The organism is Burkholderia sp. BCC1640, from assembly GCF_902833125.1.
GTDB classification, from domain to species: Bacteria; Pseudomonadota; Gammaproteobacteria; order Burkholderiales; family Burkholderiaceae; genus Burkholderia; species Burkholderia diffusa.
On sequence record NZ_CADFEF010000059.1, the window covers coordinates 1 to 14,669 of the forward strand.

A 14,669-nucleotide genomic window follows, 5' to 3' on the forward strand; every position below is an offset into this window, starting at 1 on the left:
AGCCCTCGTCACGCCAGAAATCGATTCGCATACGTTCTTCAGGTTGAAGTTGTTGGTACGTTCTCTTTGCCATTCGCGGACATTACCGGATGGCGAGAGTGTTGCACTTCAGATTTGAGGCCGCCCATTCTTTGGCGGACGTTGTTCTCTCATTGGGAAGAATCAGAAAGCATGACTGCGTCGTGAGTCGGCAAGTCCAAGGCTGCGTGGTGGCGCGGAACGTCGTTGGGGAATCCGCCGCAATTTGTGTCCGCGGCGCCGTGTAGTGGTCTAATGAACCCGGACACTGATTTAGGCGAGAATGCTCGCCATGAAGAGGTCTCTAATGACCAAGCGACGTAGTACGTTTTCCCCGGAGTTCAAACAGCAAGCCGCGTGTCTGGTGCTCGACCAGGGCTATAGCCATATGGAGGCGAGTCGCTCGGTCGGCGTCGGCGAGACGGTACTGCGCCGCTGGGTGCACCAGCTTCAAATGGAGCGTCAGGGTGTCACGCCGCAGGGCAAGGCAATCACGCCGGATCAGCAACGCATTCAGGAACTCGAGGCGCGTATCGAACGCCTCGAGCGTGAGAAGGCCATTTTAAAAAAGGCTACCGCGCTCTTGATGTCGGAAGGCATAGAACGTACGAAGTAATTGATCAGATCTGCGCAGGCGAATCAGTCGAACTGATGTGCGCGGTATTCGACGTATCGCGGTCCTGTCTGTATGCGTACCGGGAGCGTGCCCAGCGCGTAGATGCCGAGCGTATGGCGTTGCGCCACCGGGTGCACGAACTGTTCGTCGAGAGTCGAAGCTCTGCTGGCAGCCGCAGCATCATGGGCATGATGCGCGAGGAAGGCACGGCGATTGGCCGCTTCAAGGTAAGTCGCTTGATGGAAGAGCTGGGGTTGATCTGCAAGCAGCCCGGCAGCCATGCGTACAAGCAAGCTACGGTCGAGCGGATCGATATTCCGAACCATCTCAACCGTCAGTTCGAGGTTGATGCGCCGAATCAGGTCTGGTGTGGCGACATCACGTATGTCTGGGCGCAAGGCCGTTGGCATTACCTGGCCGCCGTACTTGATTTGTTCACGCGCCGAGTCGTCGGCTGGGCGTTCTCGACACGCCCGGATGCCGATCTGGTCGTGCAGGCGCTGGACATGGCCTATGAGCAGCGTGGTCGGCCACAAGGGTTGCTATTCCACTCGGATCAGGGCGGTCAGTATGCGAGTCGGAAATTCCGTCAGCGCCTGTGGCGCTATCGGATACAGCAGAGCATGAGCCGTCGCGGAAACTGTTGGGACAATTCTCCGATGGAGAGGCTGTTCCGCAGCTTCAAGACAGAATGGCTGCCGTCAGTGGGTTACATGTCGGCGCAGGAAGCACACCGGGATATCAGCCACTACCTGATGCATCGGTACAACTGGATACGGCCGCATCAGTTCAATGACGGACTGGCGCCGGCTGTTGCGGAAGAAAAACTTAACGCAGTGTCCGGGGTTGGTTGACCACTACACCGCGCGCGAATTTGCCTAACGAAAGCAAGTCGGTTCCGATCTCATGCACAACGTATCAGTCGGTAACCGGCATCCTCACGTCAGTCTGACTCTGCTCAGTCACAATTCTTTCAACACTATGGCGCACGCGTTTCGTAGGGTGTGTTCGTTGCGTCGAAAAGTCAATTGCATTTCCGCAAGCTTCATCGCACTTTTTTGGGGAGGAGGTCATTGTTGGGCGATGCTTTTTTTAGATTGCGTCAGTCGAAAAATGCATCAGCATTGCGCGACTCAAATTGGCTGCATACCTTTCACATCCCGGCGCGATCCCCGGTTCGATAAATCTACTAAAAAAGTTAGTGAATTGATTCATCAAAATTAGTTAACCGTCGATCGTTGGTAAGCGGTTGCAAGTATGGTTGTGAACGAACTGATAGGTATGACCATGGATCTCGACCGGTATGACGAAGATCGGCGCTGTAGGTGGAGGTGTCGTCTACACGGCAAATCTCATGCACACGCCGCGGATTGAACGCTAGCGCTCCGCAGCGCTATCACTCCGCTTTCGCCAAGAGAGGCTTGGTGGTGTTGGCATTCGCTATTGCGGAAGTCGTTTCTGGTTGCTGGTTGGTCTTACTTCAATAAATTTCTATTTTATTCAGCAAGCTGCGATGGCCGGAAGAAGTATTTTGCTGGCCTGTTTTGCATCAAACGTTGAGAGTAGTCATGAAGTCAAATTTCGGTATCGCGGGTGTACAAATGGCGGTCTCGGCATTCGAAAGCAATGTCGAGGTGATTGGCAATTATTTGCGCCACATCCGAACGCGCTTCCCCTGGGTGCGGATGGTGATGTTTTCGGAGTTGGCGCCTCTCGGTCCAAAGCACGACAGAGCTGAGCCGATACCCGGGCCTGCGGTAGCGCGCCTCTCGGAGCTCGCGCGTGAGACTGGCTTGTGGCTTATCCCTGGCTCGTTGTTCGAGCGCGTTGAAGGACCAGATGGTGCGGTGGTATACAACACGACGCCGGTGATCGACCCAAGCGGAGAAGTTGTCGCTTGCTTTCGCAAGCTGTTCCCATTCCGTCCATATGAGCGCGGTGTTGAGGGCGGCACCGAGTTTTGCGTATTCGATGTTCCAGACGCGGGGCGGATCGGCGTGTCGATCTGCTACGACATGTGGTTCCCGGAGACCACGCGCACGCTGGCCGCGATGGGAGCTGAGGTCATCTTACATCCGACGATGACGGATACGATCGACCGAGACGTCGAGCTCGCGATTGCGCGCGCATCTGCGGCACAGAACCAGGTGTATTTCTTCGACATCAATGGCGTCGGTGATGGTGGCGTCGGACGATCGATTGTCTGTGACCCGTCTGGCTATGTCCTGCATCAGGCCGACGGCGGCACTGAAATCATTCCAATCGCAGTCGATTTCGAGCGCGTGCGCCGCGAACGTGAATGCGGTTTGCGAAACCTCGGCCAGCCGCTGAAGAGTTTCCGCGACCGCAACTGCGACTTCCCGGTGTATCGGAAAGAGAGTCATGACTTTCCGTACCTTGGTACGTTGGGACCGTTGACGAAACCCGACTAAGCAAATCGGCGCGCCCGGCCGTGTGATGGGTACAAAGCCGGGCGATCCGCTCGCACACAAAAATTGAGCCAAGGAGAAGGAGACATGACAGCAGAGCAACCGTTGTCCCAGAACTGCGCGTCGCTCGGCCGCCATCGCAGCGTGTGGGAAGGGCGTGCCGACGGGTGGATCAATCTGGTCGACGACCTGAGCCGTCTCGCGATCCTGCCAGCGGATGATCCGGAGCGCGCGCTGCGTATGCAGAACGTGCGGCGAACTGTTGAACTGTTGACACCGATCGAAAGTTACTGGGCATTCCCGGGCGGCCGGGTGTTCGGTGAATTGCGTCACTGGATCGAGCGCGAGGAGATGGTTCGCGCACATCAGGCGGCGCGCCGTATTCACCGTGTGCTGGCTGCGCGCACATATCGTCACGACGCGAACACGCTAGACAGTGACAACGAGCTTCCTTCACAGATCGAGACCGACAGCGAACGCCAGGCACAACTCACGCGTCCTTATTTTGAGGTACTAATCGTTGACGAAATGTCAGCGAGCGAAGAGGAGGCTTTGCGCCGCCGCGTTCAACGAAAGCGTAGCCCAGACGACGATTTCATCTTCGACATCGTCGTCGTGCCGAGTTTCGAGGACGCGCTGATCGCAACACTCGTAAATTTTAACCTGCAGGCCGTTGTCATAAGGCATGGGTTCCCATTCCGCTCGGTCAATCACAACGACATGCTGCGCCGCTTTCTTGAGGGCCTCGATGAGAACATCGAGGCGATGCCTGAGTTTGAGCGCGGGCCATTGCTCGGCCGTCGGATTGCGCAGATCCGTCCAGAGCTCGACTTGTATCTCGTAACCGACGTGAGTGTCGAGGACATTGCGGCACGTGTCGGTGAAGTTTTCAAGCGGATCTTCTTCGGCGAGGAAGATCACATTGAGCTGTACAGCTCGATCATGAAAGGTGTCAGCGAACGCCACAAGACGCCTTTCTTCAATGCACTGCGCGACTACGCGAAGCAGCCGACTGGAGTGTTCCATGCGTTGCCGCTCGCGCGCGGAAAGGCAATCATGAACAGCAACTGGATCGGCGACTTGGCCCAGTTCTACGGGATGAACCTGTTCATGGCCGAGACTTCCGCGACGTCTGGCGGTCTTGACTCCTTGCTCGATCCGGTCGGTCCACTGAAGCTCGCGCAGGAGTATGCTGCGCGCGCGTTCGGGGCCCGCCGCACTTACTTCGCGACCAACGGCACGTCGACCTGCAACAAGATCGTCGTCCAAGCGCTCGTTCGACCGGACGATATCGTGCTCGTTGACCGGAATTGTCACAAGTCGCACCACTACGGACTAGTGCTCGCGGGTGCACAAGTCACGTACCTCGACTCCTATCCGCTCGACGTGTATTCAATGTATGGCGCGGTGCCGATCAGGCACATCAAGGAGACGCTGCTTTCCTTCCGCCGTGCGGGCACGCTTGACCGGGTACGGATGGTTTTGCTCACCAACTGTACGTTCGACGGAATCGTGTACGACGTCGAACGCGTGATGATGGAGTGCCTCGCGATCAAACCGGATCTCGTGTTCTTGTGGGACGAGGCATGGTTTGCGTTCGCGCGCTGTCATCCGATCTATCGGCAACGAACTGCGATGGCGAGCGCCGCAAAGCTCGCTGACAAGTTCAATGACCCTGAGTACGCGAAAAGTTATGAGGAGTTCGCGCTTACGATTGACTGGAGTGACGATGCACAGCTTCTCGACACGCGCTTGTTGCCCGACCCAACCCGCGCGCGGGTGCGTGTTTACGCGACGCATTCGACTCACAAGACGCTTACTGCATTACGCCAAGGCTCGATGATCCATGTGTGGGATCAGGATTTCAAGGACAAGGCCGAAGAGTCGTTCCACGAAGCCTACATGACCCACACTTCAACATCGCCGAATTACCAAATTCTCGCGTCGTTGGACGTCGGCCGTCGTCAGGTCGAGCTTGAGGGCTATGAGTTGATCCAGCGTCAGCTCGAGCTCGCAATGAGTCTGCGGGAACAGGTTAAGCAGCATCCGTTGTTGAGCCGCTACTTCCGCTTTCTGCGCGTCTCCGATGTAGTGCCGCCGGCCTATCGCGACTCTGGTGTCAATAGCTACTACGATGATGAGACAGGCTGGAATAACCTCGAGACAGCCTGGCGAACCGACGAGTTCGTGCTCGACCCGACACGTGCGACGCTCGTGATCGGTGCAACTGGGATGGACGGCGACACGTTCAAGAACAAGGAGTTGATGGACAAGTACGGTATCCAGATCAACAAGACTTCGCGCAATACCGTACTTTTCATGACGAATATCGGCTCAACCCGCTCGGCCATTGCATACCTGATTGAGGTACTTGCAAAGATCGCGCGCGACGTCGACGCACGCGTGTCTGATATGAGCACGATCGAGCGCCGGACCCATGAAAAGCGCGTGCGGTCGTTGACTCTCGAGCAACCGCCTCTGCCCGATTTCTCGAGCTTCCACTTCGCGTTCCGCGGTCGCAGCATCGAAAGCCGTGCGGAGACGCGCGACGGCGACATTCGAAGTGCGTTCTTCCTGTCGTACGACGATGCGAACTGCGAGTACATCGACATGAACGAGGCAGCTCGCGCGATCGCCACCGGCCGTGATCTTGTGTCCGCACTGTTCGTGATCCCCTATCCGCCGGGCTTCCCGATCCTCGTGCCAGGCCAGGTGATTAGTGCCGGGATCCTCCAGTTTATGGCGGCACTCGATGTGCGCGAGATCCACGGCTTCCGTCCAGAGTTGGGCTTCCGGATCTTCAGTCAGGACGCTCTTGATCGCGCGGTACAGGGCACCGCTTCGCGCGTCGCTATCGCGCTTTCGGACCGAGTGGCGCAGAGGCAGTCGGGCGACGCACCCGCGGACACTGAGGTAGAGCAGATCGCCGGATTCACCACTGTCAAAGACGACGTATCCAGGAGCCAAAATTGAGCGATAAAGTTAAGAGTGTTTCCGATCTGTTGCTGATGTTCCACCGCAACGAGCGACCGATCTACTTCATTAGCGCGACCAACTTCAACCTGCTTGGCATCGACAGGTGGGTGAACCGCTTTATGTACATCAACTACATCGACTGCTTCGATGGGCGTCATCCGAACGTGTTTGTTCCTAGTGAGTCACCGCACGACGAGTTTCAGTCGATTGAGGACATCAACAACTATCTTTTGTCTCACAAGGAAGTGATCGACCTGGTCGAGCGTCGCGGTGGCCGGCCTGTCGCGACATTCCTCATGTTTGACGAGAAGACGGAAGCCCTCGCGGAAGAAATCGGCATGGATGTCTGGTTCCCGCCGGCCGCGCTTCGCACCCGATGTGACAACAAGATGGAAACCGTTCGGATCGGAAACAAGGCTGGTGTTTACTCCGTACCGAATGCGCTCGAGAAGGTCGACAGTTACGCTCATCTGATGCAGATTGCGGAGCGCAGTGGACTCGGCCGGGATCTTGTCGTGCAGTCCGCATTTGGCGACTCCGGACATACGACGTTCTTCATTGCGTCCGAGGACGATTTCAATAAGCACAAGGATGAAATCGTCAACGACCCCGAAGTCAAGATTATGAAGCGAATCAATTGCCGCGGGGCCACACTTGAAGCATGCGCAACGCAGTCCGGGACCCTCGTCGGGCCACTGCTGACCGAGGTAGTCGGCGCGCGCGAGTTGACGCCATACAAGGGAGGCTGGTGCGGCAATGAGGTGTTCCCGGGTGCATTCACGGAGGAGGTGCGCGCGAAGGCGCGCGCGATGGCCGAGAAGTTCGGCGATCAGTTGCTGAACGAAGGCTATCGCGGCTATTTCGACCTTGATTTCCTGATCGACGTCGATTCCGGCGAGGTCTATCTGGGCGAATTGAATCCGCGCATTTGCGGCGCGAGCCCGATGACGAATCATGCAGCGTTCGCGTACGCAGACGCACCGCTCTTCCTTTTTCACCTGCTTGAGTTCTCGGGAGTGCCATTTGACCTGAACGTGAAGGAGATCAACGAGCGCTGGGCGCAGGCACACTTCATCGATTCGTGGTCGCAGGTCGTGCTGAAGTACACCGACGACAACGTCGACCAGGTCACACACGCGCCGGCGACCGGTATTTACCGGATGGCCGACGACGGTAGCGTTTCGTATCATCGATTCGACTGCCACCGGCGTGCGATCGACACGGAGCGCGAGGCATTCTTCATGCGAATTGCAGGTCCTGGCGACTATCGCTATGAGGGAGCAGATCTTGGAATTTTGATCACGCGTGGGCGATCGATGGACGACAACTTCAGGCTCAACATTCGTGCACGTGACTGGGTGCGTGGACTGAAGCAGTACTACGCGGGTAAGCCGATTGTTGCCTCGCAACCTGAGGCGGTGCCCGCACCCGGCTCGTTCAAGATTCTCTGAGGGTCACCATGCCGATCAGTCTGCAGTTCCAGGCCGTCGTCGAGGATGTTCCCGGCGAGAAGTGGCGCGCCCTGTTCGAACGAGCCTGGCCGAGCTACCGTGCTTGGTTTCTTCGAAGTGGCGTGGCCGGCCGCCCGAGCTACCTCGAATCCCGACGTGCTCTGCGCACGCATATGCCTGAACTCGTGCCAACGTGGGAGCGTCTCGTTGAGCTCATCGGCGGCGGTGACGTCGAGGCGCGTTTCCTGTCCCTGTGGTGTCCGCCGCCGTATATCGCGGGTTGCTCGCAGGCGGTTTGGATCGATCCTGGCGGCCACGAGGAGCCGATGCTGCTGCGCAACTATGACTTCGCACCTGCGTTGCTCGAAGGAAACTGGCTCGCGACACGCTGGGTCGGCTCGCGAGTTGCTGCGATGGGTGACTGCTTGTGGGGCGCGCTCGACGGGGTGAACGACAACGGGCTTGCGGCGTCGCTGTCGTTCGGCGGGCGCACCGTGTCCGGAACCGGCTTCGGAATTCCGCTGGTGCTGCGGTACGTGCTGGAAACCGCGAGGACGACCGCTGAAGCGGTGGCGATACTTCAACGTGTGCCAGTACATATGAGTTACAGCGTCACGCTACTCGACTCTAAAGCGGACTGGGCGACGGTGTTTGTCAATCCCGACCGACCGACCGAGGTTACGCGCCGCTATGCCGTGACCAACTTCCAGAACTCGGTCGAATGGCCGGAGCATGCGCGGGCGACTCACTCGCGTGATCGGCTCGCTGCTCTTCAGCTTCAGGTTGTTCAGCCTGGCCCAGCACAGCAGGCGATCAATGTCTTGCTGCAAGAACCACTGTATCAAAACGCGTGGCAGCGAGGATACGGAACTCTTTACTCGGCAGTCTATCGACCCATGTCACGAAGAGCCGAGCTGTGGTGGCCGGAAGAATGCTGGGATCAGTCCCTGCATTCTTTCGAAGAAGGGAGTCGGCAGGTAATTCTTCAAGATCGGAATCGGTTTTAACAGCGGAATAGAGGTGGATGAGCCGAACGCCTCGCGCCTCGGTGGTTCATCACTCAACACAGATTTGGAGCATGGAGACATTAAGATGAGAAAGAAGAAATCTTCAGCGGTATGGATTCTGATCGCGATGTTGATCGGCATTGCGATTGGCTACATGATCTATACGGAGTTTCCCGATAAGAAGGTGTCGACGGAAATCGCCAGCTATATTTCACTCGTGTCCGATGTCTTTCTGCGGCTGATCAAGATGATTATCGGCCCGCTCGTATTCTCGACGCTCGTCGTTGGGATCGCGCATATGGGGGACGCATCGTCGGTCGGGCGGGTTTTTGTGAAGGCGTTCGCCTGGTTCATCACGGCATCGGTAACGTCGTTGTTGCTTGGCCTTCTGATGTCGAATCTGCTCCAGCCCGGCCTGAACCTTGGTTTACCGTTGCCCGACATCGGCGCGTCGGTAAACCTTGCGACGTCGAAGTTCACACTTAAGGATTTCGTCGGACATATGGTGCCGCGCTCATTTGCCGAAGCACTGGCAAACAACGAGATCCTCCAGATCGTCGTGTTCTCCATGTTTTTCGGTGTCGCACTCGCGGCGCTCGGAGAGAAGGCAAAGGTTCTTGTCGCTGCGATCGACCAGCTTTCGCATGCGATGCTGAAGATCACCGGCTACGTGATGAAACTCGCACCGCTCGCGGTTCTTGCTGCAATGGCATCGACTGTCGCAGTGAACGGGTTGTCGATCCTGTTGAAGTTTGCGGTGTTCATGAGCGATTTCTACCTTAGCCTCTTCTTGTTGTGGGGACTCCTAGCGTTTGCGGGCTTCGTTTTCCTTGGGCCGCGCGTACTGAAGCTGCTCGTACTGATCAGGGAGGCGTTCATGCTGTCGTTCGCGACTGCAAGTTCGGAGGCCGCATATCCAAAGATTCTCGATGCACTTGACCGCTTCGGCGTTAATCGGAAGATTTCGAGCTTCGTGATGCCGATGGGATACTCGTTTAACCTTGACGGCTCGATGATGTACTGCACGTTTGCGACTCTCTTTATCGCGCAGGCGTACAACATTCATCTGTCGCTTGGCACGCAGATCACGATGCTGCTTGTACTGATGCTGACATCGAAGGGGATGGCCGGGGTGCCGCGGGCGTCACTCGTTGTTATCGCCGCAACGCTCACCCAGTTCCAGCTGCCGGAGGCGGGTCTCTTGCTTATCCTCGGCGTCGATACGTTCCTCGACATGGGCCGCTCTGCGACTAACGCCGTAGGTAACTCGATCGCGAGCGCAGTTGTCGCAATGTGGGAGGGCGCACTGTTGTCGGAGACCGATGCGAACGTGAATGCGGCACGTCTCGATGCCGAAGTCAGGGCGACGCTTGCACACCCTGCTGATGCTTGACAGGAGCCGCGTGATGAAGATTCCGAGGTTCTGGGGGGCTCTCGTCGTCGCTGGCCTATTCGCCGCGTCCGCGGCGGCGAATGCACAGGATGCGGCCGACCTATCTTCGGCGGCGCCACCGGTTACGTTATCGGGCACCCTTGAGAAGGTGCGCGACAGCGGAACGATCACGCTTGGCTACCGCGACTCGTCGGTGCCGTTCTCGTTCATCAACACACGCAACGAGCCGATTGGATATTCGATCGAGTTGTGCAAAGCGCTCGTGTCCGCGATCGAGGATTCGATCAATAGGAGCGTGTCCATTCGCTGGGTGCCGGTCACAGCTGACAACCGGATCGATCAAGTTGTCAACGGTCAGGTTGACCTCGAGTGCGGATCCACGACGAGAAGCCTTGAGCGCCAGAAGCGTGTCGCGTTTTCGCCGATCATCTACGTTTCCGGCACGAAGGTGATGGTGAAGGCGGGGGCGTCGATTCGCTCGTTCCGCGACCTCGCGGGTAAGCAGGTCGCGGTGACAGCCGGCACGACCAACGAGAAGGCGCTGCGCGATCTCGACCAGAAATTCAACCTTGGGATGCAGTTGGTGGTGGTACGTGAACACAAGGAAGGTTTCGAAGCGGTTGCGAGCGGGCAAGTGGATGCGTTTGCAACGGACGAGGCGTTGCTTTACGGTTTGATCGCACAGGATGCGGGCAGGCACGGGCAATTCCAAGTCGTTGGCGACTATCTTTCTTATGAACCGTATGGGATTATGTTCCGGAGTGGTGACCCATTGCTCGCGCAGGTCGTAAAGACTACATTCGAGGAACTGGCAGCGGACGGAGAGATCGAGCGTCAGTACAAGCGCTGGTTCCTTCGGAAACTGCCGACCGGGACGAGTTTGAACCTACCAATGAGTACACATCTGAGGATAATTATTCAAACGATGGGTGCGAAGACGGAGTGAGTGGCAATCTTGGCGTCAGCGACCCGGCGCCATTGAGGGCCGGGTCGTTTCGGAGGTGCGAGTGGCCGAAAGTGATGCGTGCGCGTGTCCGAAATACACCGCGCATCGAGCGTGTATTTGAAGAGGTGGGGCAGGCAACATACCGCGGAACGACGTCCAGTCCAATATGCCCCGCTCCCTGTTTTCCGTCGCCGAACATAGGTCAGCTTTGACCTGAGAGTAAACGTTCTTCGGCTGACCTACAACGTGTGTTTCCCGTCTTACCCCGCTGCACCTGCCGCAAGCGAAACGACGTAGCGAAGCAAGTCGTCAACGCGTCCTTCCGACACTAATTGTTCAGCAGTCTTGTAGTCGAAGATCGGCAACGGCTCATTTTGATACCAGAAGAGTGCGCTCTGTACATCCCCGGCGATATCGTTCGAGGCTCGAATGATCCGGATGGCATCCCGAATACTTTTGCACGCTTTCGTAGCCCGCCAGGCGGCTCACGGTATTGAGATTGACATGGGCCAGCCGTGCGAGCGTTTGCATATCGATATGCAAGGCGGCTGCAAAGCGTCGTGCCGAAACGATCGGCGCGGCGATCTCCGGGGCCCTCAAGGGCCATGAACTGGTCGAAGCCGTTGGGCGGTGTTGAACCGTAGCTGTCTCGCTGTTGTCGTATTGAAGGCGCTTAGCCGCCCGTTCACGTTTGAAGCTCGTCCGCGCAAACTTGGTGCGAAATCGATGCTTCGCGCGGCACGCCGAACCCGGTGTAGCATGCAGTTGCATCCCGAGCGCTTTGCTCGGCATCAAGGGGATTGCCAGATGACATCGGCTCCCGCAATCGCGTGAATCATGTGGAGAAATGACGTGACCGTCACGAAGCGCTGGATCATGGAGATTCAGGACGCCCCTGATGGGAGTGGCGACGGTGTTCTGCAACTTCCTGATGATCTCTGGAGCGAATTGTCGAGCCAGGGGTGGCAAGCTGGAGACGTACTCGAGGTAGATCTGGTCACCGTACCCGGTGTGGCCGGGATTCGAAATCGCTACGCTGAGTGTCGTCGAATTTCCGCGCCTGGAAAGTCAGTCTCTAATGGCCCACCGAAGAGTGAGGATGGTCATGAACGGTGACTACGATGTGTGGCCTACCGATTTGTCGTTCCGTGGAATCCCTATCGAGTTGAAGGTTGAGAAATCGGCGCTTTTCGCTCTAGAGGATGGCCGACGCTTTACTAGTCAGACTGCATCCTATGCAGTGGCGAAGGGCAAAAAGACTGCGGTGCTCTGCGTGCTGGATTGCAGCCCAAAGAACGGGCCGCCACGTGATCCTGCGCAGTTGGTGGGCCTTCAATTTGTGGAAAATGGTGTTCAGGTCTGCGTACGGATCATCCAGGGAAATTTGCAGAAACCGAGCACTCTCTCGCGCGGTCCGAGGTGCTAATAAGATGCGGAGTCAGAAAGCACTCGAGGATGTCATTAGGTCAGACGAGCTTGTCTGGCTGCGGGAGTTCGTCGACGGAATAGAACATCTATCAGTATTGGCGCCCTTGTTTCAGATTAATTTGATCATAGATGCAAACATCATCCTCGGAGAGCTAAGGTGGGTAAGTAAGCGACGACGCAATGAAAGCGCACGAAGCGAATTACTTGAGGTCTTGGAAGTCGAAACAGTCCTTGCCTATGCACCAACGTTTCTCGTAGAAGAGGTAACCGAGCATCTCCCTGATCTCGTTAAGCAAGGGTGCGACGCGGAAAAGCTGATCGTCCATTGGGCGCGCTTAAGGGCATTGATCAAGTTTGTCGACGTGGGTGGCATACCGGAAAATGGGAGTGACTATCTCGATCCCAACGATGTACCGTATCTGCGTCTGCAACAGAAGATCTCTGCGCGAATTCTGTCTCGTGACAAGGATATTGAAGCAATGGAGGGGCAAACCGTCCCAATTGAGATTCTTGGGGCCCTGCGAAACTATGCTCGTAGATCTGCCGTTCAGTTGACGTTTCAGGTTGGTGGTTACAGCATCACGGGAGTATCTTTGCGCGTGTTCCTGGCGATCATCCAAGATACCTTTCCTAAAGTGAAGAAAGCGGCCTCTCGATTGCCGAAGGAATTCTGGTATGCCGCCGCTGCATGTATGTGCGTCGCGCTTATCCATCCGACTTCACGACAGTGGATGTCGGCGCGGGTATCCGAAATGCGTAAGCGTATTGAACCATCAGTTGGTGGTGCACTTGACGTTGCGATGACGCTATTCACTGAGTATGGCTATAGGCGGGTCCTGACAGATGAGGCGCTGGTATCTGTTTACGAACTGCTGCGAAGGAACGTCTCCGATTCACCGTCGGCTTGATTTGCTGTGACGCTCGAGGTTGGCTATTCCGGAAGGGTGAGGTGGCGAGAGTTACGGATCGGTGTCCCGTCGCAGTTCTTGGACGATAGACAACTTTCGCCTCAAAGCGCGGATGCCGACAATAAGAAGATCTCGGCAAAAAGAGAGGCGTCAGGATTACGGCTTAGCCTTTGTATCGACTGCCACAATCGACACAGTCCCTCTCACAACCACGAGTTTCTCACGCGGCGTCTCCACTTTCTCGGTCGCTGGCGCAGGCTTTGGGGTCAGTGAAGTCGAGCCCGACCGCGCGGTCGCGGCACCGACACGAACCTCGCCCGGCTTCGTCGTTCCGAGCGAACCACTTCGACTGGTGTTAGTAATCATTGCTGTACCCCACATTGCGGTGAATGAAGTCAGGCTCGTTGAGCATCTTCAGTCGATTGTTCCGCGTTATGACACCAATATGGGTCCTGCCGCCGACTGTTGCCACACCTCTTACGAACTTGGCCCTTCCTGATTGGAGATTAACCAAATACGAGACCAAGTCAATCGCATCCTGCATCGGTGAATTCGCGAAGTCGATGTCGAGTCGGAACTCGTCGTCTGGTAACGCGATGGTGGGCTTCGCTACGAACTCCGTATCAATTTCGTCCGGGAGTCTGTCGAGGCCCATGGTATCGATGAGTTGCGCCACGATCTGCGCGGTCTTCGCCTTCGATTCTTCATAAAAGCGGTCGATTGTATCGTTAACCGCCAGCATGATCCTTGATCTCAACTGGCTGTCTATACCAAACAGCAGTCTTTCAACGCCGTCTGCCTGTCCAGCCCAGATGAGGCCGCATCGTCCGTCCCCATAAATTAGCGTGCAGGTATTGTCTTTCACCTTGATGCGGAAGGAGGAGGGAAACGCAGACGTTGCGTCATATCCGCCAACGAGAAACTCCAGCTCCGGTTGATACCCTGGAGGCAGTGAGTACGCTTCCATGTCGCGCTCGTACAACTGACGCATATGATGAAGAAACGCTTCAGCTACACCAGCCACGGTTTCCGCAGCATCCCCACGACTGAGGAAGTCGTCAGCATGAGAGTGAATGGTGGACCCGGCCAAGGTTGCCAAGCCAGATGTGACTGCGGCTGCTTCTACCCCGCCGTGTGAGATAGAGAACATCTTCGTTACGCCGCCAAACGCGTTTGTGACAACGGGTTGAAGACCATCGAGTGGAAATCTTGCGATCACCAGACCGTTTTCGTCGACGACCGGCGCGCCGTCGGCATCGCGCTCAATGAAGTCCCACGGGCGCAAGAGGTAATCGGTCGTGCTACTTAGACTATCGCAACCGAGAATGACAGCTTCGCTGGTTGCGAGCGCGATATTGATCGTCATTCGCCTCCCGTTACTATCTTCGTGCCCCGATAATCGGGGCTTTGGCCAGCCAGGCCCGGCATGATTCTCGCCCCCAGTCGCAGTCATGATCCGGGGGGTGTTGTCACCGGGCCTGGTGGGTGGCTGGTGAT

At 56.8% G+C, this 14,669-nt stretch carries 10 protein-coding genes and 1 pseudogene; 9 read left to right on the forward strand and 2 right to left on the reverse strand.

Annotated features, from left to right (window positions below):
• The first annotated feature begins 325 nt into the window (after window positions 1-325).
• The 7 genes from HWX25_RS31910 to HWX25_RS31940 all read left to right on the forward strand — a co-directional run bounded on the left by HWX25_RS31910 (window position 326) and on the right by HWX25_RS31940 (window position 10,836).
• Window positions 326-1,488, forward strand: a protein-coding gene (locus HWX25_RS31910; protein WP_175912554.1) for an IS3 family transposase whose coding sequence is annotated in 2 segments (ribosomal slippage) — window positions 326-581 and window positions 581-1,488 — 1,164 coding nt in all. Because the reading frame shifts where the segments join, the coding sequence is not laid out codon by codon here.
• Window positions 1,489-2,202: 714 nt separating this feature from the next.
• Window positions 2,203-3,066, forward strand: coding sequence for a carbon-nitrogen hydrolase family protein (locus tag HWX25_RS31915; RefSeq protein ID WP_175889149.1), 864 nt, complete (start codon window positions 2,203-2,205; stop codon window positions 3,064-3,066).
• Between the two features lie 84 nt (window positions 3,067-3,150).
• Entirely contained in the window at window positions 3,151-6,036 is a 2,886-nt protein-coding gene (locus tag HWX25_RS31920) for an aminotransferase class I/II-fold pyridoxal phosphate-dependent enzyme (protein ID WP_175889148.1), read from the forward strand.
• Window positions 6,033-7,490 carry a biotin carboxylase gene (locus HWX25_RS31925; RefSeq protein ID WP_244114830.1) on the forward strand — a complete coding sequence of 486 codons (1,458 nt, stop codon included), beginning with the start codon at window positions 6,033-6,035 and terminating at the stop codon, window positions 7,488-7,490. Before HWX25_RS31920 ends, HWX25_RS31925 begins: the two co-directional genes overlap by 4 nt.
• An 8-nt stretch (window positions 7,491-7,498) precedes the next feature.
• Window positions 7,499-8,497: a C45 family peptidase gene (locus HWX25_RS31930; protein ID WP_175889147.1), complete on the forward strand. Its 999-nt coding sequence runs from the start codon at window positions 7,499-7,501 to the stop codon at window positions 8,495-8,497.
• A gap of 85 nt (window positions 8,498-8,582) precedes the next feature.
• Window positions 8,583-9,890 (forward strand): dicarboxylate/amino acid:cation symporter, encoded by a 1,308-nt coding sequence (locus tag HWX25_RS31935; protein ID WP_175912556.1) that lies wholly within the window; start codon window positions 8,583-8,585, stop codon window positions 9,888-9,890.
• A gap of 13 nt (window positions 9,891-9,903) precedes the next feature.
• Complete coding sequence (locus tag HWX25_RS31940) at window positions 9,904-10,836, forward strand: amino acid ABC transporter substrate-binding protein (RefSeq protein ID WP_175889145.1); 933 nt, start codon at window positions 9,904-9,906, stop codon at window positions 10,834-10,836.
• A gap of 260 nt (window positions 10,837-11,096) precedes the next feature.
• Here HWX25_RS31940 and HWX25_RS31945 read toward each other — a convergent pair.
• A pseudogene (locus HWX25_RS31945) lies at window positions 11,097-11,443 on the reverse strand (DUF2384 domain-containing protein).
• A gap of 245 nt (window positions 11,444-11,688) precedes the next feature.
• Here HWX25_RS31945 and HWX25_RS31950 point away from each other — a divergent pair.
• Complete coding sequence (locus HWX25_RS31950; RefSeq protein ID WP_175889144.1) at window positions 11,689-11,952, forward strand: hypothetical protein; 264 nt, start codon at window positions 11,689-11,691, stop codon at window positions 11,950-11,952.
• A 314-nt stretch (window positions 11,953-12,266) separates the two neighbouring features.
• Window positions 12,267-13,172 carry a PIN domain-containing protein gene (locus HWX25_RS31955; RefSeq protein WP_175889143.1) on the forward strand — a complete coding sequence of 302 codons (906 nt, stop codon included), beginning with the start codon at window positions 12,267-12,269 and terminating at the stop codon, window positions 13,170-13,172.
• A 355-nt stretch (window positions 13,173-13,527) separates the two neighbouring features.
• Here HWX25_RS31955 and HWX25_RS31960 read toward each other — a convergent pair whose 3' ends face one another.
• Window positions 13,528-14,538 carry a hypothetical protein gene (locus HWX25_RS31960; protein ID WP_175889142.1) on the reverse strand — a complete coding sequence of 337 codons (1,011 nt, stop codon included), beginning with the start codon at window positions 14,536-14,538 and terminating at the stop codon, window positions 13,528-13,530.
• Between the last annotated feature and the right edge of the window lie 131 nt (window positions 14,539-14,669).

What these genes read in the sequence shown, in the direction of transcription:
- HWX25_RS31915 (WP_175889149.1), top strand. Translation starts at nt 2,203, where the DNA reads ATGAAGTCAAATTTCGGTATCGCGGGTGTACAAATGGCGGTCTCGGCA.
- HWX25_RS31920 (WP_175889148.1), top strand. Translation starts at nt 3,151, where the DNA reads ATGACAGCAGAGCAACCGTTGTCCCAGAACTGCGCGTCGCTCGGCCGC.
- HWX25_RS31930 (WP_175889147.1), top strand. Translation starts at nt 7,499, where the DNA reads ATGCCGATCAGTCTGCAGTTCCAGGCCGTCGTCGAGGATGTTCCCGGC.
- HWX25_RS31935 (WP_175912556.1), top strand. Translation starts at nt 8,583, where the DNA reads ATGAGAAAGAAGAAATCTTCAGCGGTATGGATTCTGATCGCGATGTTG.
- HWX25_RS31940 (WP_175889145.1), top strand. Translation starts at nt 9,904, where the DNA reads ATGAAGATTCCGAGGTTCTGGGGGGCTCTCGTCGTCGCTGGCCTATTC.
- HWX25_RS31955 (WP_175889143.1), top strand. Translation starts at nt 12,267, where the DNA reads ATGCGGAGTCAGAAAGCACTCGAGGATGTCATTAGGTCAGACGAGCTT.
- HWX25_RS31960 (WP_175889142.1), bottom strand. Translation starts at nt 14,538, where the DNA reads ATGACGATCAATATCGCGCTCGCAACCAGCGAAGCTGTCATTCTCGGT.